Annotated in this window: 13 protein-coding genes; 5 read left to right on the forward strand and 8 right to left on the reverse strand. The window is 67.2% G+C overall.

From position 1 onward, the window contains the following. Positions 1–151: 151 nt before the first annotated feature. The 6 genes from E2E27_RS08155 to E2E27_RS08180 all read right to left on the reverse strand — a co-directional run bounded on the left by E2E27_RS08155 (position 152) and on the right by E2E27_RS08180 (position 7,904). Entirely contained in the window at positions 152–889 is a 738-nt protein-coding gene (locus E2E27_RS08155) for an RES family NAD+ phosphorylase (protein ID WP_502705539.1), read from the reverse strand. Further along, complete coding sequence (locus tag E2E27_RS08160) at positions 883–1,296, reverse strand: MbcA/ParS/Xre antitoxin family protein (protein WP_141458476.1); 414 nt, start codon at positions 1,294–1,296, stop codon at positions 883–885. Before E2E27_RS08160 ends, E2E27_RS08155 begins: the two co-directional genes overlap by 7 nt. Before the next feature lie 61 nt (positions 1,297–1,357). After that, positions 1,358–2,851, reverse strand: coding sequence for a tryptophan halogenase family protein (locus E2E27_RS08165; RefSeq protein WP_141458477.1), 1,494 nt, complete (start codon positions 2,849–2,851; stop codon positions 1,358–1,360). 12 nt (positions 2,852–2,863) lie between these two features. Next, entirely contained in the window at positions 2,864–3,898 is a 1,035-nt protein-coding gene (locus E2E27_RS08170) for a cupin-like domain-containing protein (protein WP_141458478.1), read from the reverse strand. Then, positions 3,895–4,620 (reverse strand): SapC family protein, encoded by a 726-nt coding sequence (locus E2E27_RS08175; RefSeq protein ID WP_181443627.1) that lies wholly within the window; start codon positions 4,618–4,620, stop codon positions 3,895–3,897. The genes E2E27_RS08170 and E2E27_RS08175 overlap by 4 nt, the downstream gene beginning before the upstream one ends. 137 nt (positions 4,621–4,757) lie before the next feature. Further along, complete coding sequence (locus E2E27_RS08180) at positions 4,758–7,904, reverse strand: TonB-dependent receptor (protein WP_141458480.1); 3,147 nt, start codon at positions 7,902–7,904, stop codon at positions 4,758–4,760. Between the two features lie 558 nt (positions 7,905–8,462). Between E2E27_RS08180 and E2E27_RS08185 the strand changes: the two genes are divergently transcribed. The 5 genes from E2E27_RS08185 (at position 8,463) to E2E27_RS08205 (ending at position 16,799) form a co-directional block, all read left to right on the forward strand. Then, a complete protein-coding gene (locus tag E2E27_RS08185) occupies positions 8,463–9,905 on the forward strand; it encodes an alpha/beta hydrolase (RefSeq protein ID WP_141458481.1) in 1,443 nt (480 codons plus the stop codon). A gap of 86 nt (positions 9,906–9,991) precedes the next feature. Continuing rightward, positions 9,992–11,281 carry a S8 family peptidase gene (locus E2E27_RS08190; protein WP_141458482.1) on the forward strand — a complete coding sequence of 430 codons (1,290 nt, stop codon included), beginning with the start codon at positions 9,992–9,994 and terminating at the stop codon, positions 11,279–11,281. Continuing rightward, positions 11,278–12,363: a ComEC/Rec2 family competence protein gene (locus tag E2E27_RS08195; RefSeq protein WP_141458483.1), complete on the forward strand. Its 1,086-nt coding sequence runs from the start codon at positions 11,278–11,280 to the stop codon at positions 12,361–12,363. The genes E2E27_RS08190 and E2E27_RS08195 overlap by 4 nt, the downstream gene beginning before the upstream one ends. 39 nt (positions 12,364–12,402) lie before the next feature. Beyond that, entirely contained in the window at positions 12,403–13,245 is an 843-nt protein-coding gene (locus tag E2E27_RS08200) for a caspase family protein (protein ID WP_141458484.1), read from the forward strand. Next, a complete protein-coding gene (locus E2E27_RS08205; protein ID WP_141458485.1) occupies positions 13,242–16,799 on the forward strand; it encodes a CHAT domain-containing protein in 3,558 nt (1,185 codons plus the stop codon). Before E2E27_RS08200 ends, E2E27_RS08205 begins: the two co-directional genes overlap by 4 nt. A 23-nt stretch (positions 16,800–16,822) precedes the next feature. Here E2E27_RS08205 and E2E27_RS08210 read toward each other — a convergent pair whose 3' ends face one another. Further along, on the reverse strand, positions 16,823–22,324 hold the full coding sequence (locus E2E27_RS08210) for an AAA domain-containing protein (protein WP_234036246.1): 5,502 nt from the start codon (positions 22,322–22,324) through the stop codon (positions 16,823–16,825). Beyond that, complete coding sequence (locus E2E27_RS08215) at positions 22,321–23,535, reverse strand: M48 family metalloprotease (RefSeq protein ID WP_199799102.1); 1,215 nt, start codon at positions 23,533–23,535, stop codon at positions 22,321–22,323. Before E2E27_RS08215 ends, E2E27_RS08210 begins: the two co-directional genes overlap by 4 nt. Positions 23,536–23,623: the final 88 nt, after the last annotated feature.

Raw genomic sequence — 23,623 nt, forward strand, 5'->3', positions numbered from 1 at the left:
TGCTTCACGGGTTTCAGTGTCGCACGGGATATGGGGCACCGAATTCAGCGCGCGCGCTACCGTGTCGGTACGTCTAGCCGCTGCCGCGTTTTTTGTTCCAATTCCGGCGCCGCTTTTTTGCCGAGTTGCGATCCGGCGGGGCGCTAGCCTGTCAGTCACCCTCGGGCGGCTGATCGACGATCCGGAACACCGCGCCCGATCCTGCATCGCGGACCAGATCGACCCGCGCGCCGTCCCAGTGATAGTCGAGGTGACGACCCTGCAACGGGTGCGAGGCGCAATCCGGAAAGAACAGGGCAGCGCATTCGCCGCCGGGATGGCGGACGCTGGGGTAGGCGATCCCGTCCGATCCCGCGCCTTTGAGCGTGCGGGCAAGCGCCTGCGATGCGGCGTAACTGTCGGGATCGAGCGCCGCAACCGGCCCCCCCGGCAGGTCGCGCAGATCATGCAGGCTTGCATCGACCGCTAAGACGATCTCGCGGAACTGCGAGGTCCAACCGGGTGCCTGCCGGGTTCGCGCCATGAAACGGGCGTGGTGGTGGATCGTCTCGAACAGGGCGGTTTCGAACGCCCTAGCGACATAGAGCACGCCGCAGCTGCCATCGGTAAAGCGGCTCGGTCGGTCGGGGCTGACGTGCGTGAAGGGCGCCATCAGATAGGACGCACCGTTCCCGCCGACGCGGCGCGCCTCCGGAACCAGATCGAGATTGCCGATTGTCGCCATGATGCGCGGGTTGGTCTTCTGCTCCGCCGAGATGAGCAGCGGCCAGTCGGCAGGGTCGGCGATGTCCTCGAACAGGTCGATCGGCGGGAAGGCGCTGCGGATGATCCTCACAGCGCCATTCCACGCGATGCGGGAAACGGGGAGGTCTGGTGCCGTGTTCACCAGCCGCCGCGCTCGGCGTCGAGATAGCGGCGCACCCGCATGATGTCGGTAAGCTCACCCCCGAGCATCACGTCGAGCGCGCTGGCCCCGCCGAAGGTGTCGTTCGCCGCCCTGATCCAAGCATAGCCGCGACCGGGCTCAAGAAAGATGATCCGCAGCGCCTTGTGGATGCCCATCAGGTTGGAAAGCCGCGCCCGCCCGTCGCGCGATATGCGCCCTGGCCCTTCCGCCTTCCACCGGCGGTAGCTGCGCAGCGGCATGTCGAGAAGGGTCGCGGCCTGCTCGTCGGTCAGCTCCCATTTGGCGAACAGGTTGAGCGCCGCGCGGAACATGGCGGCCGCCTCGTCCTGCGTGATGGGATCGGGACGGAAGGCGGTAAGCGCCGTATCAACGGGTTGCAGGGCCGGCATGGTCTTTCTCGATCTGGCACTACATAATGAAAATAATGCCAAATGGCAAGAATTGCTTTGTCTAGGCCGGAACCGGTGCCGAGAGGTGATCAAGGAAGTCCTGATGGCTTGGCAGGCCCACCACAGCCTGTTTCATGCTCCGGGCCATATCCGACAACGACCGATCCAGCCGTTCGCGTCCGATCATGCTGCCCAGCCGGTGATGCGCCTGGGGGTAAAGCCCTTGCCCGAGCATCACCTGCACCCAGGAATCGATGCGGAACAGCTCGTCGCTAGCCTGAAAGGCCGTGGCGCTTTCGCGGAACAGCGCGATCCGGCTGGCGAGGCTTTCGGGGATTTCGAGCGTCCGGCAAGCGTCCCAGAAGGGCTCCCCCTCGCGCGCGTTGAGGTGGTAATGCAGGATGATGAAGTCGCGGATCCCCTCCAGTTCGGTGCGGGAGAGCGCATTGAAGCGATCGGCCAGCGCCTCGGTCACGCCGCCGAAGGGGAAGAGCTGCATCAGCCGCGTCACGGCGATCATGATGAGGTGGATGCTGGTCGATTCCAGCGGCTCCACAAACCCTGAGGAAAGGCCGATGGCGATGCAGTTGCGGTTCCAGGCCTTGGCCCGCGCGCCGGTGCGGAACCGTATCACGCGTGGCTCGGTCAGCATCTCGCCCTCGAGCCGCCCCTTCAGCCGATCGAGCGCGGCATCGTCGGACAGGTGTGCGCTTGCATAGACCAGGCCGTTGCCGACCCGGTGCTGGAGCGGGATCTGCCATTGCCAACCCGCATCATGCGCGATGGCGCGGGTGTAGGGCCGCGCCGGTCCGGCGGCGGCGGTCTGCACCGCCAGCGCGCGGTCGGTGGAGAGCCAGTGCGTCCAGTCCTCGAACCCCGTCTCCAGCGTCTCTTCGATCAGCAGGCCGCGAAAGCCGGTGCAGTCGATGAACAGATCGCCTTCGATCAGCGAGCCGTCGTCCAGCGCCAGCGCGGCGATGTCACCGCTTTCGCCATCGCGCCGCACGTCCCGGATGCGACCTTCGTGGCGGGTGACGCCCAGTTTCTCGGCGAATTCGCGCAGGAAGAGGCCGTAGGCGGTCGCATCGAGGTGATAGGCGTAATTGAGCGGCACATTCCCGCCGGTGCGGAACTTGCCCGCCAGCGCGGCCTGCGTCTCGAGGCTGTAATCGCCGAGCGGCCCGGCCACGCCGAGCGCTCTGGCTTCCAGCCACATGTGCTGGAAATCCGCCATCCAGGTGGAGCGGCCCATGATCCCGAAGGAGTGGAAATAGCTCTCGCCCTCCCGCGTCCAGTTTTCGAAGGAAATGCCCAGCTTGAAACTCGCCCCTGTGGCGCGCAGGAACGCGGTTTCATCAATCCCGAGCAATTCGTGGAAGCGGCGGGCGGTCGGGATCGTGCTTTCGCCCACGCCGACCGTGCCGATCGCGTCGGATTCGACCAGCACGATGTCGATCAGCGGGCCGAGATTCTTGACCAGCGCCGCCGCGACAGTCCAGCCCGCCGTGCCGCCGCCTGCGATCACAACCTTCCTCACCGGCTTGCCCTGTCCCATCTGCATCACTCCCTATCGGTTGAGCCGCCCGAGCACCTGCGCCCGCAACCGCCGTGCAGCCAGCGGGTCGAGCGGGGCGAGGGGGCCGCGTGCGTGATCGGGCAGGTGCGCGCCTGCCTCGGGGGCATCCTCCCCGAAGACATAATAATTGAACACCGCCCGCCACGCCGCGCGCTCGCCTGCGGGCCGGTCGCGCAAGCTCAGCAGCGCGTGGAGCAGGGTGGTCTGCGGCGTGTCGACATAGGCCGGCACCGGGTTCCACCAGTAGTTCGCGAGGATATTGAACGGCGCCAGCGCGTCGACCTGATGCCACCACATCGCGGGGTAATAGAGCACATCGCCCGGCGCGAGGTCGGCAATGATGGCGGCCTCCATCGCAGCGGCGAAGCGGGGGAAGCGGACAAGATCGGGCGCGGCCAGATCGACCATCGTCACCACCTGCCCGCCGGGCGTGGGCTCGAGCGGGCCGGGATAGAGGTTGGCGATCTGATCGGGCGGAAACAGCGTGAACCGGCGCGCGCCCGCAAGGCAGCAGGCGAGATTGTGCGAGATGTCGTAATGCGCCGCCGCGGTCGTGCGGTTGCCGATCCAGATGCTGGCGAGCGGCGGCTTGTGAGTGAAATCGGCGTGGGTGAGCGCCAGGTCGTTCTCGGCGCGCAGGCCCGGAAGGAAGTGGTCGATATCGGTCGATCCGACATAGATCGCCGCCGCTTCGGGGTCGTCCGCCGCCGCCAGCAGCGCGTCCAGCACTTCGCCGAGCGGCGCGCGCGCGCTGGAAAAATTGAACCCGGCAACCTCGCTGTCGTAGTGGAACCGCCCCGCGATGTCCGGCGGGCCGGTATAGACCGTGACGGGCGCTGCGCCCGCGAAGCCGCGAAGGTAATCGGCGGCAGCGGATGCGCTCTTGAGCCCGGCCTGCACGAGCGGCCAATGCGTCGCCGCGCCCTCCAGAACCACGGGCGCCTGCGCGGCGAAGAGATCGTCGAATGGGATCGCGGCCGGGTCGACCCCCGATAGGCGGCGGGCAGGGCGGCCCCAGTCGCTCATGCCGCAGCACCCTCCGCGCCAGCCAGCCGTGCCGCCACGCGATCGACCAGCCTCTGCATGTTGCCGAGCGAGGCCGCGAGCATGAAGGCGGAATGGAGGAAGCCCGCGCGGTGCAGCGCCTCCAGCGCCGGGCCGTCGAGCGCTGCCAGCCGTTCCCGGTCGATGGTCTGCGCATCGGAGATCGCATAGGCGCGGTCGGGCCCGGCGCGCAGCTGGATGTCGAAAGGCCGCAGCAAGCCCGCCGCCGTCAGCGCCTCCACCATCGGATCGAGCAGGGTGTTGCCGACATAGATGGCGCGCAGCGTGCCCAGCATCGCTTCCAGCGCCGGGGCATGGCCGCCATGTTCGCGGAACAGCGGCGCGCCCTGCTCGCGCGAAAGGCGAGGGTGATCGGGGTCGACGAGGATTTGCAGATCCGCCCCGTCTTCGGTCGCGGCGATGGCAAAGGGGCGAGCGTCGAGCACGGCGGGCACATAGGCGCTCTGCCAGCTGCCGTCGGGGCCGAGGAAAAGGTTATCGTCCCGCTCCAGCCCCAGCACCGCCACCGGGCGCAGCCGGCCTTCGGCATCGGGACGCAGCAGGATCGGGAATTCGCGCGCAGCCGCCTCGAACTCGGTCGGATAGACCAGCACCTGATTGACCGCATCGCCAAACGCGCGACCGCCGCGCGCGATCAGGCGCAGATCGTGATGATCGACATTGTTGAGGAGTACCTTGCTCATTGCCATCCCGCCCGGCTCGTTGGCCCTGCAGCACAGTGCCGCATATGCGCCGTGATCTCAACGCAGGAAGGGGAGGGGGCCCGCCCCAACGCGTGCCCCCTCCCCCGATTTCCTGCGCCTGCGATGCGCGCGCCCGGTCAGAACCGGTAGCGCACCCCGGCAAACAGGCGCGGCTTCAGTTCCTGCGCGAAGAACAGCTGCTTCTCGTCGCGCCCGAAGGAGCGGATCGGTTCGCTGAGGATGTTCACCGCTTCGAGGCTGAGGGCGAGGCTGTCGCTGAGATCCCAGTTGACGCTGGCATCAAGCGTGCCGAAGTCATCGAAGAACACCGGGTTGCGCGCCCCGCCGCGGTTGGTTCCGCCCAGGAACTTGCCGCGCCAGTTATAGGCCACGCGCGCCGAGATCCCGTCGCGATCGTAGATGCCGGTGATGTTGTAGCTGTCCGACAGACCGATCAGCGCAAAAACATCGGTGTTCGGATCCGACAACACGTTCACGTCGACATCGCCGTAAACCTTGGTGAGCGAGCCCGAGACCCCGAAGCCGGTGTCACCGAAGAAGTACTGACCCTGCAATTCGAAGCCGTGGATGTTGCCTTCGCGGTTGTTGATCGGCGTTGCCACGTCGAACACGAACAGCGGGTCGGTATCGTTGGCGATCACGTCCCGCTGCGCGAGGATCGTGTCGACGAAGGCCTGATCCAGCTGTCCGTTGGCACCGAGGTTCGCCTGGAATTGCTGGCGCGCCGCGGCGACATCGCCGTTGTTGGCGTCGATCAGAGCGGTGAAGGTGAACAGGCTCACATCGCTCAGCACCGCGCCGAGGTTGGCGATTTCCGCCGCCGCCGCGCCCGAGCGGGTGCCCGGTGCGCCGGTGGTGGGATCGCGCAGACCGAAGAGGTTCTGTTCGACCTGCCCGGTGCCCACGAAGTTCGACACCTTCTTGTAGAAGAATGCCCCCGAAATGAAGCTCGCCGGGGCGAAGTACCATTCGAGGCTGATGTCGAAGTTGTCCGAGACCAGCGGATCGAGATCGGGGTTGCCCTGCGTGCCCGCCGCGATCCCGCCGAGCAGCGTCGGGCGATCCGGGCCATTGGCCGATTGCGAGGCGAACAGGTTGCCGAAATCGGGGCGGGCCAACGTCTTCGAATAGGAGACGCGCGCCACGACATCGTCGACCGGTTCGATCCGGAAGTCGACCGAGGGGAGCAGCTCGTTATATTCGCCCGTGCGGGTGATTTCGGCGATGTTGCCGCTGACCACGCGGGTGAAGTCGTTGTCCGAATCCCACTCGATCCTGAGCGGCTGATCGACCAGCGAGAAGGCGGTCGTCTTGGTGTTTTCCCAGCGCACGCCGGCGACCAGATTGGCAGGGCGGTCGGCGATCTGGCCGTTCCAGTTGAACTGGGCATAGGCCGACCAGATCTTTTCGCCCACGCGGTCGAATTCGTTGCCGGTGACGTTGTTGGGGTTGCCGCGATCGGCGTAGAACGGCTCGAAAATCTGGAACAGCTCCACCGCGTTGCCGCGGAAGGCGATCTGGGCGTCGCCCACGTCGTAACGGTCGAACTTGCAGGCCAAACAGAACTGCTGGATCGCGTCGCCCGCCAGCGCCTGAATGTCGCCGACATTGTTGATCCCCCAGTCGCCCAGCGTCTGCTGGGTCTGGGTGCGAGCGCTGGTCATGCTCGAGTCGATATAGCGCGCGCCGATATCGAAGCGGCTGCCTTCGTCGAACTCCCACCCGAGATCGGCGCTGAACTGGTCGACCCGGTGGCGCTGGCGCGAGGCGTTGGTGCGCTGAATCTGCGAGCCGAGGTCGCCGATGTCGAGCACGCCGTTGTTGTTGCCGCGGTCATCCGCCGTGCCGCGGATCCCGTCGGTGCCGAGGCCGCTGTCGTTGACGATATAGCGCTGGATCGGCACCGCACCCGAGAAGTCGACCGAGTGTGCATCGACCACCGGCGCGCCCATGCTGAACAGCGTCGAGCTTGCGCCATTGGCGGAATCCGGGTCCGAGGTGGACAGCGAGTGGTTCCCGTCAAGCCGCAGGGTCAGGCCCGAACCGATCTCCCATTCGGCGTTGAGGCCGTAGGATTGCAACTCGGTCTTGGTGGCGCGGTATTGTTGCTCGAAGCCAAGATCCTTGGTCGCGTAACCTGCGCCTTCGGAGATGAACACCGAAGTCGGCACGGCATCGTTGGGATCAAAGGTGATCGTGTCGAACGGGCGGTTGAACCAGTTGGTCTGGTCGGTGCGCTGCTCGCTCTGCTTGTTGGTGACATACATCGCATCGGCGGTGAAAGTCAGCGTCTCGACCGGCTGATATTGCAGCGTCCCGGCGAGGTTGAGGCGCTCGCGCTCGAACTCGGAGAAGTGATAGCGGCTGTCATTGGGCACCGCGACCAGCGTGTCGGGATCGCTCGGCGCGCCGGTCACGACGGTGGCGGCGCCGCGGCCCGGGAATTGCGAGAAGGGCGCGACGTTCCAAGCGTTCGACGTGGCGCTCACCGCTTCGCTGGTGCGTTCCTGATAGGCGCCGAACAGCGAAATGCCGAAGGTGTCGCTCGGGTCGGTCCAGGTGAGAACGCCGGAGAATTCCGGGTTCACCGTGAAGTCCGAATTGCTCAGATCATAGAGCGCCTTGGCGCCGATGCTGCCGCGCAGGCCCACACCCTTCATCTCCAGCGGGCGGGCCGTGACGACGTTGATCGCCGCACCGATGCCGCCCGAAGGGATCGCAGCGCGACCGGTCTTGTAGACCTCGAGCCGCTGCACGCCTTCCGACGCGAGATTGTTGAAGTCGAACGAGCGCCCGGTCGCGCGGCTGAAGTCGACATCCTGGTCGCCGCCGACGGCGTTGACGAAGGTGGTGGCGATCTGGCGGCCGTTGACGGTGACGAGGTTGAACTGCGGGCCGAAGCCGCGGACGGTTACCTGCGAGCCTTCGCCGTTGATGCGGCTGATCGAGACGCCCGGAATGCGCTGGAGGGATTCGGCAAGGTTGGTGTCGGGGAATTCGCCGATGTCCTCGGCCGAAATCGCATCGACCACGCCGAAGGCTTGGCGCTTGATGTCCATCGCGCGTTCGAGACTGGCGCGCACGCCGGTGACGATGATTTCCTGTGCTTCCGGCTCGCCGGCCTCAGGCTGGTCGGAGGCATCCTGCGCTGCCGCCGGAGCGGCGAGGCCGAGCGCGAGCGCGGAAACGCTTGCCGACAATGCAAACTGGCTGCCGCGCGATGCGGACAGACGACGGGCACGACTATTGGCCAAGGCCTTCATGACTGATCTCCCTCCCATGGTGGCATTTTGCCACTCTCGAGGTAGCGCGCCATGCCGTGTCGGCATGAATGATAGCGCTACCATCCGTTGTGTTATATTCAGCTCTATGCAGAAGTCAATGAGCTTCGGTTGGCATCGGGATTACTCGAAACTCAGTGAAATTGCATCACGTTAGGCGATATCATCCCACGGAGCTAACGGTGAGCGTGGAAAACTTTCAAGCGGTTCCGACTCAAGGTAGCGCAATCATTATAGTGCAGCGCGCAAGGATGCTGTGCGCCGATGTAACGCGATCAAGACGAGCCCATGCTCGGACACGGCGCGGACAGATTTCGCGTCGGGAGAGGCCTTGAGGATCAGGGGCAGCCATCACACCGGCGGCTCATACAAACGCGGGAATTGTCCTTGTCTTGAAGAGCGCGCGGCCTTATCCTGCGCCCCTATCCGAAAAAACAATGGGTCTGCTGCTCTGTATCGCCGGGTTCGGCGGTCGGGGCTGATGTGCACGCGTGCGGTATCGGCTGCATGCGCGGGAACCGGTAAAAGGGGGAACGGGTCATGGAAGACATGGCAGCGGCACAAGGCAGCGCGTTCGAACAGCGTGCGCTCGTCACGGCCCTGCTGCGCGCGGCGCAGATCTATCGCATCGCGGCTCAGCATGTCGCGTGGGACGATCTCGCGGTGTTGCTCGGCGATGCGGCGCAGGCGCGCGAACGGCTGGCTGCACCGATCACCGCGCGCACCGGGGTCGAGGTCGAGGATCCCGCCGCGCTCGCGATCGGGCTCGAGGATCCCGCGCGGGCGGCGCAGACCGGGCTTGGCCCGCTGCGCGAGATTATCGCCCGCGCCGAGGCGCAGATCGCCGAAGTGCTGGAGGATGTCTCTCCCGGCAGCCTCACTCCGGACGAAACTGCCGCAGCGCACGCGATGGTGGCTGAATTTCAGGCGGCGCTGACCGCACTGGTGCGAGCCGCTGCGGCTTCGGGCGTCGATCCGGTCAGGCCATCGCCCAAGGCGCAGGAAGAAAAGAACATCTACCGCGTCGGGTTTGCCACCACACGCGTGCCCGCGCTGAAGGGGGACAAGGTCACCGACTTCACCGGAGAGCGCGGCGAGGTAGTGCATTATGGCTTCTGCGATGTGGTGATCCCCGAAAACCGCCGGATCGGCACCACCGGTTCGCCCTGGTGGCGCCGGATCTTCACGGGCGACGACCGGCTGCATTACGACCGTCCCGAGGTCGCCGGGGCCGAGGATCTGTGGGCATGGATGCGCGAGCGGATCGGCGGCGAGGGTGCGGACGATGCGCTGGTGTTCATCCACGGCTACAACGTCTCGTTCCGCGAAGCCGCGCTCCAGACCGCGCAGATCGGCGCCGACCTCGGCTTCACCGGCGCGATGAGCTTTTTCAGCTGGCCCTCGCGCGGGCGGCTGCTGGGCTATCTGATGGACGGCACGACGATCGAGGCGAGCGAGGGCGCGATCGCGCAATATCTGGTCGATGTCGCGGAAAAATCAGGCGCGCGGCGGGTGCATGTGATCGCCCATTCGATGGGCAATCGCGGGCTGCTGGGGGCCATGAACGCCATTGTGCGAGAGGCCGCCGCGCGGACGGACAAGCGCTTCGGGCAGATCATCCTCGCCGCGCCCGATGTCGATGCGCAGACCTTCCGCCAGCTGGCTTCTGCCTACGAGACACTGGCCGAGCGTACGACACTTTATGTCTCGCCCGCCGATCTTGCGGTGCGGGCCTCCCGGCTGGTCAACGGCGCGGACCGGATCGGGTTCACCCCGCCGGTGCCGGTGATTGCGGACATCGACACGATCAGCGTCGAGAAGGTCGATCTGACGCTGCTCGGCCACGGCTATGTCGGCAGCAGCGACGAGGTGCTGGGCGATATGCACGAATTGCTGAAGGACGGGTCGCCGCCTGACCAACGGTTCCGGCTGATGGCGGCGACAACGCCCGAACAGGCGCGCTATTGGCGCTTCAGGGCATGATCGGGCGCGGATCGGCACGGGAGTAGACGACGCGGGGCGCGGGGTCGCTGCGGCGATCTCTCCCGCAAGCAGAGGAGCAGGGACGCATGGGCAGACACGATCGGCGCTACATCATCATCGAGGCGATGGGCGACATGCCCGAAAGCGCTCCGCCGCCACCGCCTCGGCCCACTGCGCGCAGCATGCCACCTCCGCCAGCCTTCAAGCGGTTCGGCGTGGAGGCGGCGGCAGTCCCCACGGCAGGCGCGGCGCAGCCGGTGAAGCTCGACATTCAGGAACATTCGCTCAGCGAAGCGCAGGCTGCCGAAGCGCGCCAGTCGGCCCCGCCCGATCGGCCGCGTCTGGTGCTCGAAAGCATGCCGATGAAGCTGATCCGCCCGGCCAGCGAGGGAGACCCCGCCAGCGCGGCGCCGCTGGCAGGCGACAGCTGGGGAATTGTGGCGACCGGGGCGGATGTCTCTACGCTGACCGGAGCGGGGGTGAGGGTGGCGGTGCTCGACACCGGGATCGATCTCGCACATCCCGCCTTTGCCGCGATCACGAACCGGATCGAGGTTCGGGACTTCACCAGTCCGACCGGCTCGGGCCACGATATCGACGGCCACGGCACGCATTGCGCGGGCACGGTCTTCGGACAGGACGTCAGCGGGCGCCGCATCGGCCTTGCCCGCGGGATCGAGAAAGCGCTGATCGCCAAGGTGCTCGCCGACAGCGGCCCGAGCGATACCAAATGGCTGTTCGATGCGATCAACTGGGCGGCGCAGGAACAGGCGCAGGTGATCTCCATGTCGCTGGGCTTCGACTACCCCGGCATGGTCAGGCGGCTGATCGAGGATTACGACTTTGCGCCCGACGCTGCGGCGTCCGAGGCGCTGGTTGCCTTCGCCCAGAACCTGCGTGCCTTCGATGCGCTGATTGACTTTCTCGAGGCGCAGGCCCCGTTCGGGCGCGACGCGCTGGTGGTGGCGGCATCGGGCAACGAATCCCGCCATACGGACAGCCAGCCCGCAGCGATCTCCGCCGGACTGCCGAGTTCGGCCGAAGGGGTCGAGGCGATTGGCGCGCTGGCGCAGGGCGGGGCGGGATACACCCTCGCGCCCTTTTCGAACATCAATGTCGATCTGTGCGCGCCGGGGGTGGGGATCCTCTCGGCCAAGGCGGGCACCACCGGTCTCACCACCATGAGCGGCACCAGCATGGCCTGCCCCCATGTCGCGGGCGTCGCGGCGCTGTGGTGGGAGCAGATGCGCAGCGTCAATCCGCGGGTCAGCGCCCGCGAGGTGCGCGAGCGGCTCTATGCCGCTGCGGTCGTGGACGGCCTACCCCAGCCTTACAATCAGACCGAATTCGGGCGCGGGCGGGTGATGGCACCATGAGCATCCTGCGGCTCACCATGCTTCCCGCCAACGAGGGCGATTGCCTGCTGCTCGACTATGGCGAGACCGAGGACCATCTGCGCCACGTGCTGATCGACGGCGGGCGCAAGGCCAGTTGGCGGCATCTCGAAGCGGCGCTCCACGCTGTCGCCGCGCGGGGCGAGGCGATCGACCTGATGGTGCTCAGCCATATCGATTCCGATCACCTCGACGGGCTGATCGCCATGGCGGAAAAGGGCTCGCCGCTGGCGCCCAAGGCCGTGTGGTACAATGGCTTCGATCAGCTTGCGCGGCTGACCCCGCTCGATGGTTTCGCCCCGCTCGGCTTCAAGGGCGCGGATCAGTACAGCCTGCTGCTCGACGCGCTTGGCTGGCCGGTCAATGCCGATTTCAACCGCGGCCCGGTGATGATCGAGGCGCGGCCCGAACCCTTCACCTTCGCCGGGTTGACCCTGACGCTGATTTCGCCCGATCGCGGCAAGCTGGAGGCGCTGCGCCGCGAATGGGAGAAATGGCGCGAGGGGCAGGACGACGGCGGCACCGGCCTGTCGCCATCCCCCGCCGAGGCAGCGCTCGCTCCCCTGGGCAAGCGCGAGATGCCCGCCGTGCTCGATGTCGAGGCGCTCAGCGCGCCGGGTGGAGACGACAGCAGCGAGGCCAATGGCTCCTCGATTGCGATGATCGCCGAATATGCGGGCAAGCGCGTGCTGCTCGCCGCCGATGCCCATGCCGATCTGATCGAGGCAGGGCTGGCGAAGGCGGCGGGCGAGAATGCGCGGGTGGCAATCGACCTGTTCAAGCTGTCGCATCACGGCAGCCGCGGCAACCTCACCGAGGCGTTGCTCGCCCGGCTCGATTGCCGCCGCTTCGCGATCTCCACCAACGGGTCGCGCTTCGGCCATCCCGATCCCGAATGCATCGCCCGGCTGCTGCGCTTCGGGACGCCGGGCCCGAAGACGCTCTACTTCAACTACGCGACCGATCGCACGACCCCTTGGGATGATCCGGCGCTGAAGGCGCAGTGGGACTATACCTGCGTATTTCCCGATACCGCACCGGGAGGGCTGGTGATCGATGTCTGATCCACAGGAAAGCCGGGAGATCGGGGAGGGTTTCCGACGATGAGCGCTAGGGGCTATTCCCTCCACATCGGCGTCAACCACGTCGACCCGGCGCATTACAGCGGCTGGGACGGACAGCTCGTCGCGTGCGAGGCCGATGCCCGCGCGATGGCCGCCATCGCCGAGAGCAACGGCTTTACCCCTAAACTTCTGCTGACGGCTGCGGCCACCCGCGAAGCGGTGCTGGGCCAGCTGGCGCGCGCCGCCAGCGATGCCCGGCCGGGCGACTTCGTGATGCTCACCTATGCGGGCCACGGCGGGCAGATTCAGGACTGGAGCGGCGACGAGGCCGACCGGATGGACGAGACCTGGTGCCTGTTCGACAGCCAGCTGATCGACGACGAGATATTCACCTGCCTTGGCCGGTTCGCCGCCGGGGTGCGGATCGTGATGATCTCGGATTCCTGCCACAGCGGCACGGTGTTCCGCGGCGAAAGGGCCGCGGCGCGAAACGTGGAGACGGCGGTGCCGCGCATCCGCGCCATGCCTTCGAGCATCGCCCGGCGCACCTATGAACGCAATGCGGAGCACTACCGCATAACCGAGCAGGGCCTGTTCGCGCGCGAGTGGAAAAGCGTCCGTCAGGAGCTCGCCTTCCCGGTGGCGGCGGCGGCGGTGCACCTCAGCGGCTGCATGGATCACCAGTTCAGCCACGACGGGGACACCAACGGCCACTTCACCGAGAAACTGCTGGAGGTGTGGGCCGGGGGCACCTTCACGGGCACGCATTCGGCGCTGCACCGCGAAGTGCTGAAACGCGTCCGGTCCGACCAGACCCCGCAGCTCTCCCGCTTCGGCGGCAGCGATCCGGCTTTCGACACCCAGCGCGCCTTCGCGATATGACCGGGGGCGGGGCGGTGGCGAGGACAATCTTCGAGATCAGGTTCGGCGCGGGGGACGGTCCGGGTCGCTTCAGGCAGCTTGTCCGGGAGAATGGCGAGGAAAATGACTTCCTCAAGGGCGAATGCGAAATCCCGCATCTCGTCAGCGACCTGAACCTCGAGGCGGCGACAGGCGCGGGGGAGCCGGGGATCGTCTATCGCCGTTCGGGCGAGGAAACCGCATCGCCTGCGGGGATCATGATCAATACGGTCGCCCAGATGCAGGCGATTGGCGCCAGACTGTTCGAACACTGGTTGTCCAGCCGCCTGCAGGTTCTGATCGGCAACCGCAAGAGCGGGGAGCGGGTCGAGCTGCGCTTCGATCTCACCGAATGTCCCGACCTCGCGGATGCGCCGTTCGAGCTGCTCGGCCTGCCCGAAGAAGACACGGTGCATTTCCTCGCCACCAGCGCAGGCACGCCCGTGTCGCGATATTTCGCCAAGGGTCAGAGCAGCGGCTCGCCGCCCAAGCCGCGGATCGAAGGCGTCGCGCGGGCGCTGTTGCTGGCGGCCAATCCCGCATCCGGGCCGGAGCTCGATATCCTCGCCGAGATCGAGGCTGTCACCCGGCTCAAGCTGGAGCAGATGCCCACGGCGCCCGACACCAAGATCGAGGTTCCGCCTGCCGCGGACGGACTGATCCGGTGGACGGTGATGGCCAATGTGTCGAAGCCCGGCCTGATCGCGCAACTTGGCGAACATTGGGACATCATCCATTTCGTCGGCCACGGCGGCTTTGACGAGGCCGAGGGGCGGCACTTCATCGAAGTGCATCACTACAATCCCGACTTGCCCGAGCCCGTCTTCGATGAAGAACTGCGCGAGGCTCTCAGGAATTCGCTGCCCTCGCTGGTGGTGCTCAACGCCTGCGGCACGGGGAAGACGACGCTGGTCCGATATTTCACCGGCCTCGCACGGACGCTGGTGCGCGCGCAGGTGCCCTATGTGGTCGCGATGCGGACCGACGTGCCCGATGAGGTCGCCCGGCGCTTTGCGGCGCGCTTTTACCGCGAACTGGCGCAGACCGACGCGCTGACAGGGGACTTGAACAGCCCGACTGTCGCCGCAGCGCTCGGCCGCCATGCGATCTTGACTGCCTCCGGGAACGACTCTTGGATGAAGCTCAGCTTTGCGATCCCGGTGATCTATTCGAGCCTGCCGAACGATCAGCTCGGCCCGTTGCTCAGCCTGCCCGCGCCCGCCGTGCCGGTGCCGCTGCCCGTTTTGCCGGACAATCCGCGTGGGGTTTTTGCGCGGGGCTGGGCGTGGATCGCCAGAAACGACAAGCAGGTCATGGTGCTGACGGGCATTGCTTCGCTGGTGGTAGGAGCGATCGGCGTCATGCTCGCGCTCGGCGATGAGTCTTCGGCGCCGCTGGACGCCAATGGCGATCCTCCCGCGCAGATGGGGGAGCCGGTCGGCTCCGCGCCCGACGATGCGCAAGCAGGGTCGGAGGGCGAGGAGGCCATGGCCGGATCCTCGGGAGAAGACATCGCCGAAAGCAGCGGCCCACCGGACTTCGGCGGCGGCTATTCCGACTATGGCTGGGGCGGGCGCGATCCTGCGGGCGGATACGGCGAACCGGTCGGATATGGTTCACCGGTCGGGGCCTATCCCTCCGATGACGAAGGCCGACTCGACAGCCGGCCACCCGACGACCGCGAAATCGGTTTCGGATCACCCGAGCCATCTGCGCAGCTCCCGCCCGCGCCACCACCGCCGCCGGTCTTCGCTTCGGGGTCCTGCTTGCCGGAGATCGTCTATTTTACGGGTTCGAGCGACATGCCGCTCACCGATTGGGCGCGCGGGCTGGATCTGCGATACTGCTACACCGAGCGGGTACTGGTCGTCGGCCACACCGATCGCGTGCTAAGCGAGGCGGAAAGCTTCGCGCTCTCGCTGCGCCGCGCCGAACGGATCAAGGCCGAACTGCGCGCCATTCTGCCCGACGCGGAAATCTACGTACTCGGTGCCGGGGAAAGCCAGCCGCGCATTGCGACCATTGACGGCGAGGCAGCGTCCGGAAACAACCGGGTCGAGATCATCGAGCTAGACCTCGACAGGGCTCTTCCCGAACAGGTCGATGCGGCGCAAATCGCTTACGAGACCGCGCGCGGCGCCTATCGCAGACAGCTCAGGGCACTGGAGAGCGAGGTCGAAGCAAGCGCTGCGATCCAGCCCGATGAAACGCTCTCCGAGCCGGTTCGCGCGGTCTTCGACAGGCTGGAGGGTGAACGCCTTGCCAGCGAAGCCTTGCTGCGTGCCGAACGCGCCGCCACCCGCGAAACCATCGCGGATTTCGATATCGGGCAGGCGGCGGTGGCCCGCCAGATCGATACACTGCGCGCGGCGCGGGCCGAGGCCGACATGGCCGCCTTCGCGGTTCGCGATCACGCGGCAGCGATCGCGGTGGCGGAAGAGGCGATTGCGCAGGGCCAGTCCAGCCTCGCTATCCCGACGCTCACCTCCCGCCAGCGCAGCGCTTTGCGGCGGGCCCTCGAGGCTGCGACGTCGGCACGCGCGGAGACCTATGTCCGCAACACCTGGACCATCGCCGAATATCGCGACGACACGGCGCGGCTCGATGAAGCTTTGGCCGCGCTGTCCGATGCGCTGGAAGAGGTGGCAGACCAGCGCGTCGCCTATCGCGAAAAGCTCTGGGCCGAACAGCGGGCGATTTCCGTGGCGCTTGAGGATCATTCCGATCTGCGCGTCGAAATCACCTCGCCCTATATGCACCCCGACGACCGTCGGCTCGCGCTGTGCGACGGGTATCTGTTGCGCGACGGGCTCTACGTCGCATTCGGAATGGCCGATTTCGGGTGGAACGCGGGCGAAATGCGCCAGGCGCGCGATAGCCTCGCCGTGTGTGCGGGACGGCGCGACCGGGAGGTGGCGGAGATATTCCTGCCGGTGCCGGACGAAGGGCCAGCCTCATCCGCACGGACTGCCGCCGATACCCCGAATCCGCTCGACCGGTTCACCGTCACCACCCAGCGCCGCAGCTTTGATGTGTACACCGGGCCACCGCCGGGCGAAGGGTCTCGGCTCGAAGTGCGACTGCGCATCGCGGGCCTGCCGCAGCTCGACTACGAGGAGCGCGGCGATGCGCTGGTGGTGCCGACGCGCCAGATCGACTTGCTCGCCGGGTGGCTGAAAGCGGCGGACAGGCGCGCTGCCGAACGCGACGATTGCACCGGCCGGGATTGCCCCGCACAGGTCCCCGCCTTTGCCGCGATCCATCTCGAAATGCCGCTGGGCGAGGGCGAAAATTTCCCCGCCGTTGCAGAGCGCCACGCCGAATGGCTCGCGATGGTCGCCGATCGAGTTCGCCGCGCCTATGGTGGACGGATCAAGATCGAGGCGCGGCAATGCGCCTGGCCCTGGACCGAGCGCGCAGGCGATGGATGGTCACCGGTGCCGAACGCGGGCGGGGCGGCGATTGCGGTGGTGCCGCATGGTGTCGAACTTATGCTCGACCAATGCCGTGCCGAAACGGTGCCCCCCGGCGAATAGCGCCCGCGCATCGACACGTGGCTTCAGCCGAACTCCTCATAGCCCTTGCGGGTCTTTTCGAGCGTCAGCTTGGTCGCCTCGCGCCGAGCCCTGTCGGGGTCGTCGTAGCTCTTGACCATGCGCTGACCCTTGGTGCCGACGCGGCCGAATTCGACGATCAGATCGGTGCCGAACACGCCCACCCGCCAGAACTTGTTGGAGGTGCCCGCGACCAGGCGGAATTCGGTCATTCCCGCCGGGGCTGCGGCTGGCACCTCAATGACATCGAAGACCGGCGCGTCGTCTGCTGAAGACTGGTCGGCAAAGGGCTGCACCACAGCACCCCCAAGGGCAGTCGCGATGATGCCCGTGCCCGCCAGCGGATCGGGATCGGCGAGATCCCAGCTCGAGCGGGACAATTCCTGCTCGATCCGTTCGACCACCCCGGCGCGGTTGCGCAGCCAGCTGCTGACCGGCACGTCGAGAACCCGCCAGCCGAAGGCGCGCAGGATCACCGGGCGGAAGACGAAGCGCTCTTCAATGGCCGCATCGCTCGTGCCCGCGCGGTCGAGCAGCACCGCCAGCCGGTAGCCGCCGCCCTCGGGATCGACCACCGCCAGATCGCAGCGGAAGCTAGCCCCGCCCACATGCTCGTGCACCTCGTGCCCGCGCGCGCGCAAGGCGGCGGCGATGGCGCCGCGCACCGGATCGGGCGGGAGCTGGCCGTCGAAGGTGCGCGCCGCATCGGGGTTGAGCGTGGCTAGCACCGCCTGCGCCTTGTCCTGCGCGCCCGATGACTGCGCCTCGGCATAGGCGAGGAAGCTGCGCAGCGCGCGTGCGCCGTCATTGTGGACATTGGTGATCGCCTCGGGCGCGATGGTGCTGACGATAGCCATGTGCCGCTTGGCACGGCTGAAGATGACGTTGAGCCGCTTTTCGCCCCCGCGCTGGTTGATCGGGCCGAAATTCATCGCCATCCGCCCGTCGGGACCGGGGGCATAGCACACGCTCATCAGGATGATGTCGCGCTCGTCACCCTGCACATTCTCGAGGTTCTTGACGAACAGCCCGGTGAACTGCCCGTCCTCCTCGCGCTCGACCTCGCGGGTGAGCAGGGTGGAGAAGTCCGCGTCCTCCGCCGCCAGCCGTTCGAGCGCGTCCTCGATTTCGGATTGCTGGGCTTCGGAGAAAGCGACGATGCCGATGCTGAGCCCGGTGTCGCGGCGCAGCAGCTCGCGCACGACACCCGCGATATAGCGCGCCTCGGGCAGGTTGGCGCGGCGGTCGTAGACCCCGTCGGCCATGCGGTGGGTGGTGATCGGGGCGGCGAGCAGGCGGTCGGCCCCCGCTGCCCAGGCCGCATCGTCGCCCGATTCCACCGCGCCGCCCGTCGCCGATTGCAGGCGCAGCGAACGGTCGGGGATGGTCACCAGCTCCCCGGCATAGAACGCTGCGTTGGAGAAGCTGATCAGCGCCTCGAAGCGGCTGCGATAATGCCAGGCGAGCAGCGTCGCCGGCAGATTGCGCGCGGCCTGCGCCAAGAGGCTATCGGCATCGAGCACGATGGCGATGCGCGTCCCGTCTTCCTCTTCGGCCAGCACTTCCATTTCGTCGTCGGACTGCGCGGCGCTGAAAAAGCTGGTGGGCGGCAACTGCATCTCATCGCCTACGATCACCACCTGCCGCGCGCGGCACAGCGCGGGGACGGCGTCCTCGGTCGGCACCTGGCTCGCCTCGTCGAAGATCACCACGTCGAACAGGTCGGGTTGCAGCGGCAGCGTGTCGGAGACCGAAAGCGGGCTCATCAGCCACACCGGCTTGAGGTCCGCGACCACCCGCCCGCTATCGGCGCTGGCGATCTCGCGGATCGACTTGTATCGCATGGTCTTGCCGAATTCATGCTCCAGCTCGCGCCGTCCATTGGCATAGACCCGCTTGAGCTCGCGCCCGGCGGTGTCGAGCTGGGTGACCGATGTTTCGGACAGCCGCACATTCTCGCGGAATTGGCGGTGCAGCGTTGCGCGGATCGCGGCGGCGTTCTGGTCGCGCAGCATCTCGCGCGCGGCGGCGGCGCGGCGGGAGAGCGCGATCATCCGCTCGATATCGAAGCGGCGAATATCGGGATGGGCGCGCTCGCGGCCCGCGATGGCCTCGTCGACGATCAGCGCCTCGATCCCCGCCAGCGGCAGCGGCAGGCGGGTGAGCGCCGCTGCAACCGCGGGCGGGGCGGCGAGCACCGGGGTGAGGTGCGGCAGCAGATCGGGCAGATCGTCGAGGCTCTCCTGCAAGTCTCGCAGGACTTCGCCGAGCCCGTCGAGCGTGAGGCTTTCCGGCTGGTCGAACAGGTCGGCGCTGGTCCGGGTCAGCGCCGCCATCACCGGGGCCAGTTGAGCAAGGCGTGCCAATGCGGCCTGTCCCTCGCCCGTGCGCGCCAGATCGAGCATCCGCGCGCTGGGCGGCGCGGCGGCGTGATCGGCGATGCCCGCGTGGAGCGCGAGCAGCGCAGGCAGATCCGGCGTGCCGAGCCGCTGCGCCAATGCGGCGCGAGCGGCGTCGAGAGTGCTGCGCGCCTGATGCAACGCGGCGAGTTGCTCCAGCACTGCGGTCACCTTGGGCGCGACGGCATGGGCGGCAAAGTCGTAGCGGGCGCGCACCGTGGCCTTGAGCGTGCGCCACGCGCCGCTGAACACGGCGAACAGCGATCCCTCCTTGGCGCGCGCCAGTTCCAGCGCGGCGGCGGTGTCGGCGGGCCCGAGCGGATCGTGCCATCCCGCGGCGGCCTGCGCGGCGGCAGCCTCGGCAGCCTCGAGCGCGGTGATCGCCGCCATGTCGCTGCGCAGCGTCTGGCTCTCGGGCGAGGCCGGATCGAACAGGCCCGGCCAGCGCGCCAGCCCGGTCTCGACCAGCTGGCGCGCGAGCATGACGGCATCATGCGCTGCGGCCAGCGGGGTGTCGCCGGACAGCGGCGCGCCCTCATTGGCGAACAGGGGGTCGAGCCGTTCGAGGTGCCCCGCCATGTCTGCCAGCGCGGCTTCGATCCGCGCATAGGGCCGATCGCCCAGCAGCAGCTCCCCCTTGAGCCGGGCGAAGGGGTGCGCGGCGAGGTTGGGCGCGCCCGCGAGTTCGCCAAAGGCGCGGAAAGCGCGCGCGGCGGTGTCGCGGTGGGCATCCCACTGTGCCAGCGGCGGCAGGCTCTCGCGGATTGCAGCGCCGATCCCCGGTGGCGGAGCGGGCAGGGCGGCCGCGCGGCGCACCAGATCGCGCAAGGGCGCCGCGCCGCTCGCGCTATCCGCTCTTCCCACGGCAGTTTCGAACTCGGCAAGCTGGCGCAGATGTTCGCTCAGCGCGGCGACGGTCTGCGCGCGCGCGGCGCGGGCATCCTCCAGCCCGTCGGGCGTGCGGCCCCAGCGCTCGTAATGTTCGCCAAGGTCGGCGATGAAACCCTTTTTGTCGTCCTGCGCATCGTGAATGATGGTCGCCAACCCGTCGAGCCCGGCCTGCCCGAGCCGGTGATAGACCACATCGAGCGCCGCGCGCTTTTCGCAGACGAACAGCACGCGTTTGCCCTGTCCGGCATAGTCGGCGATCAGGTTGGTGATGGTCTGCGACTTGCCCGTGCCCGGCGGGCCCTGGATGATGTAGCTGCGGCCCGTGCGCGCGAAAGCGACCGCCTGATCCTGCGTCGCATCGCTCGCCACCACGCCCCATTGCTCGGCCGGCGGGATCGGCGGCGGCGCATCCTCAACAAAGGGGCGCGGCTCGATCGAGAACACCTGATCGAAGGCGGGCTGCACTTCCGGCGTGTCGATCAGCGCATTGTAATCGCGCACCAGCGACATCTTCTTGTAGTTGAAATTGGCGAGGGTGACGCAGGTGCAGTCGATCTCCCAGCCGTACTTGTGCCCTTCGCCCCCGACCTTGCCATAGGCGAGGCTCTCGGTCTCGGCGACCATCAGCTCGCGTTTGGGGGTGTAGCCGCCGCCGGTGGCGATGCGCTGCGGCAGGGGATCGGGCTTCACGAATTTCTCGAACAGGGCGAGGCCGAGCGGGCGGTAGTCCTCGCGCGAATAGCTGAAATCGGCTTTGGCGCTGATCGTCTGGCGGGTGCCGGAGCGGCGGTTGAACTTGTTCACCCGCGCCACCGCGCGTTGCAGGATCAGGCGGATCGCCGGGCGCTCCTGCAGCTCCAGCCGGACGCCGGGCTCGCTCTCGTGGATCTGGCGGCGGATCGCCTCGTGCACCGCCTCGATCGGCGTCTGCGCCAGATCGACCGTCTCGGGCAGCTCGATGGCGTAAAGCTGGCGCAGCATATGGCGCAGCGCCGGGTTGAATTCGGCAACGCTGTCGGGGCAGGTGAGCACATATTGGTCGCGCACGCCCTTGCGTTTGGCGACCTCGACCGGCAGCCACAGCAGCGGCGAGCTGATGCGCTCCTCGGGTGCTTCCTTGAGGTTGTGCCAGTGCAGGAAAGCGACCGTCAGGCGCAGGCTGGAGAAGCCGTATTCGTTGCGGTTGCGGCGGTTTTCCTGAATGATCCGGTCAAGCTGGGAGGGGATCTGCGGTTGGTCTTCGAACCGCAGCCAGCGATTGAGGGGAACCGCCTTGCCGCCCAGCACGTCCTTGGCGAAAGCGCCCTTCCACGTGCACAGCGCATCGGCGCGCACGCTTTCGATCCGCATCACGATCGGGATGCTCGCATCGGTGAAATTGATCGAGCTCTGGGTCGGGCGGAAATGGATCAGCCGGTTGCGGCGCGACAGGTCGAACAGGCGGTCGCGCAGGTGGCTCAGCACCGCGGTGCGCCGTCCGGGCACGCCCTGCGCCGAGGCCAGCACGCGCTCAACATCGATCCCGGCGGGCTGATCGCGCCAGGTATCAAGCCGCTGCGCCAGTTCGGCGACATCCTTGGCGCGTTCGTGGCGGTTCAATTCGGTCGCCTCGAGGATCAGCGAGGCGATCACCGGATGCAGCCGCGGCGCGATGGCGAACAGGTTGTCGCGGTTCATCGAGAAGCGCTTGAGATCGTCGTGATCCTCAATGTCGATACCGCAGGCGAGCGCGGCCATGATCATGCCGAGCTGGAAGATGTCGGTAATCTCGTCGTGGTGGCCGAGCGCGCTTTCCCAATTCCTGAGGCCGGTGATGAAGGCCGGGTGGGTGGGCTCGGTGTCGTCGCCATCGAGCACGGTGAGATCGTCGACCTTGGTGCCCAGCGCCTCGTCCTGCGTGACGCGGTAATTGCCGACCAGCTTGAGCGCGCTCGAAGCTTGCGGCTGCACGGCGTGGATCGCGGCAAGATTGCCGCGCGGGGCCAGCCCGGCGGGATCGGCGAGCGCGAGTTGCCCGTCCTCGCGCTCGATCACCGAGTCCAGCGTGATCTGCGCCACCCGGCCCGCGGCATGAAGCGCGGCAACCTCGCGCATCAACCCGAGCATCGCGTGGACCAGATCGTCGGCCGGCAGGCGGCGGCCCTCCTTCAGCACCGTGCGCAGCGAACGGGTTGGCGCGGCGGCGGGTGCGGCGGGATCGTGCATCGGGTCGGTCATGCTGCCTTGGCCGCCAAGGCGACGAGCTTGTCGGCGCGCGCCTTCGTCCATTTGAGATCGCGCCGCAGCGCTGCGGTCAGCTGCGCGCTTGCCCCGATTTCCGCGGCGATCTTGGCCGCCGCCAGCATGCTGGCATCGACCGCATCAGGATCGGCCATGGCGAGGTCGAACATCAGCGCGATGAAATAGTCGCGCGTGGCATCGTCGATCCGCTCGGGCGCGATCTGCGTGAGGTCGAGCGGGACTTCCTCCGCCCGACCATAATCGGGAAACATCGCGCGCAGCTGGGTGTCGATCTCGTCGCTGCCATGCGCTGCTTCGGCCATGAACCGTGCGAGGAAGCCGCGTGTCATTGCGGTGAGCCGGCTTTGGCCCATCAGATCGAGCGCCTCGATCGACAGCGGGCCTTGCAGCTGCTTTTCGAGCCAATCGGCAAGCTGCGGATCATCCGCCCACCATAGTTGCAGCGCGCGGGCGCGCAGATAGGCTTCGGGGTGGGAAAGCCCGCGCGACTTGCCGCTCGCCGCCTCGACCTCCTGCGCCTGCCGCAGATAGGCCTCGGGATCGACATTGGTGAGGCCGGTCATCACCTTGACCAGCACCGCGATCGCCGGCCCCGGCGCGCCTGCCGCAATCGCCGCGCCGCGATCGGCGAAAAGTTCGGTGTTGAGGCTCAGCAACCGCGCGGTCTCGCGGTGCGATGGGCGCGCGTCGGGATAGGACAGGGCGTGATCGAACACCCGGCTGGCGCGGTAATGCTCACGCTCGCCCAGCGACCACAGCAGATAATGCGACAGCTCGTGCCCCATCAGCGCCAGCAGTTCCGCCGCATCGAGCTTTTCGAGGATGGGTCCGAAGAACACCAGATGGATCTCGCCCGGAACATAGACCAGCGAGGCGTTCATCGAGCCGTCATTGGCCTGATAGAGCGTCACCGGCGCGGTGATGCCGAGCCGCGCCATCGCGGTGTGGCAGGCCTCGAACACCGCAGGGTGGCCCTGCGGTTCGAGCCGGTAGGTGTCGCGCAGCATCGCATCGCGCACGCCTTCGGTCTGATCGGTCATCAGGCCCGAGCCCGACCATTCCCACGCGTGCCGCTCCTCGCGCCGGAGGTAGTCGACAACATCGAGATGATAGGCGAGGGGGAGCAACATCCGCCGATTGTGGATGTCGAGCTCCGGAAGGCCCTGCCCCTGATTATCCTGCATCATCAAAGCACTCGAATGCTTGCGCCGTGCGTTGGTCTAGCGCGCCTCTCTTAAGCACGCGTGACTCGGGGCTGGCAAAATCAGGGGCTTG

The organism is Porphyrobacter sp. YT40 (genome assembly GCF_006542605.1).
Lineage (GTDB): Bacteria > Pseudomonadota > Alphaproteobacteria > Sphingomonadales > Sphingomonadaceae > Erythrobacter.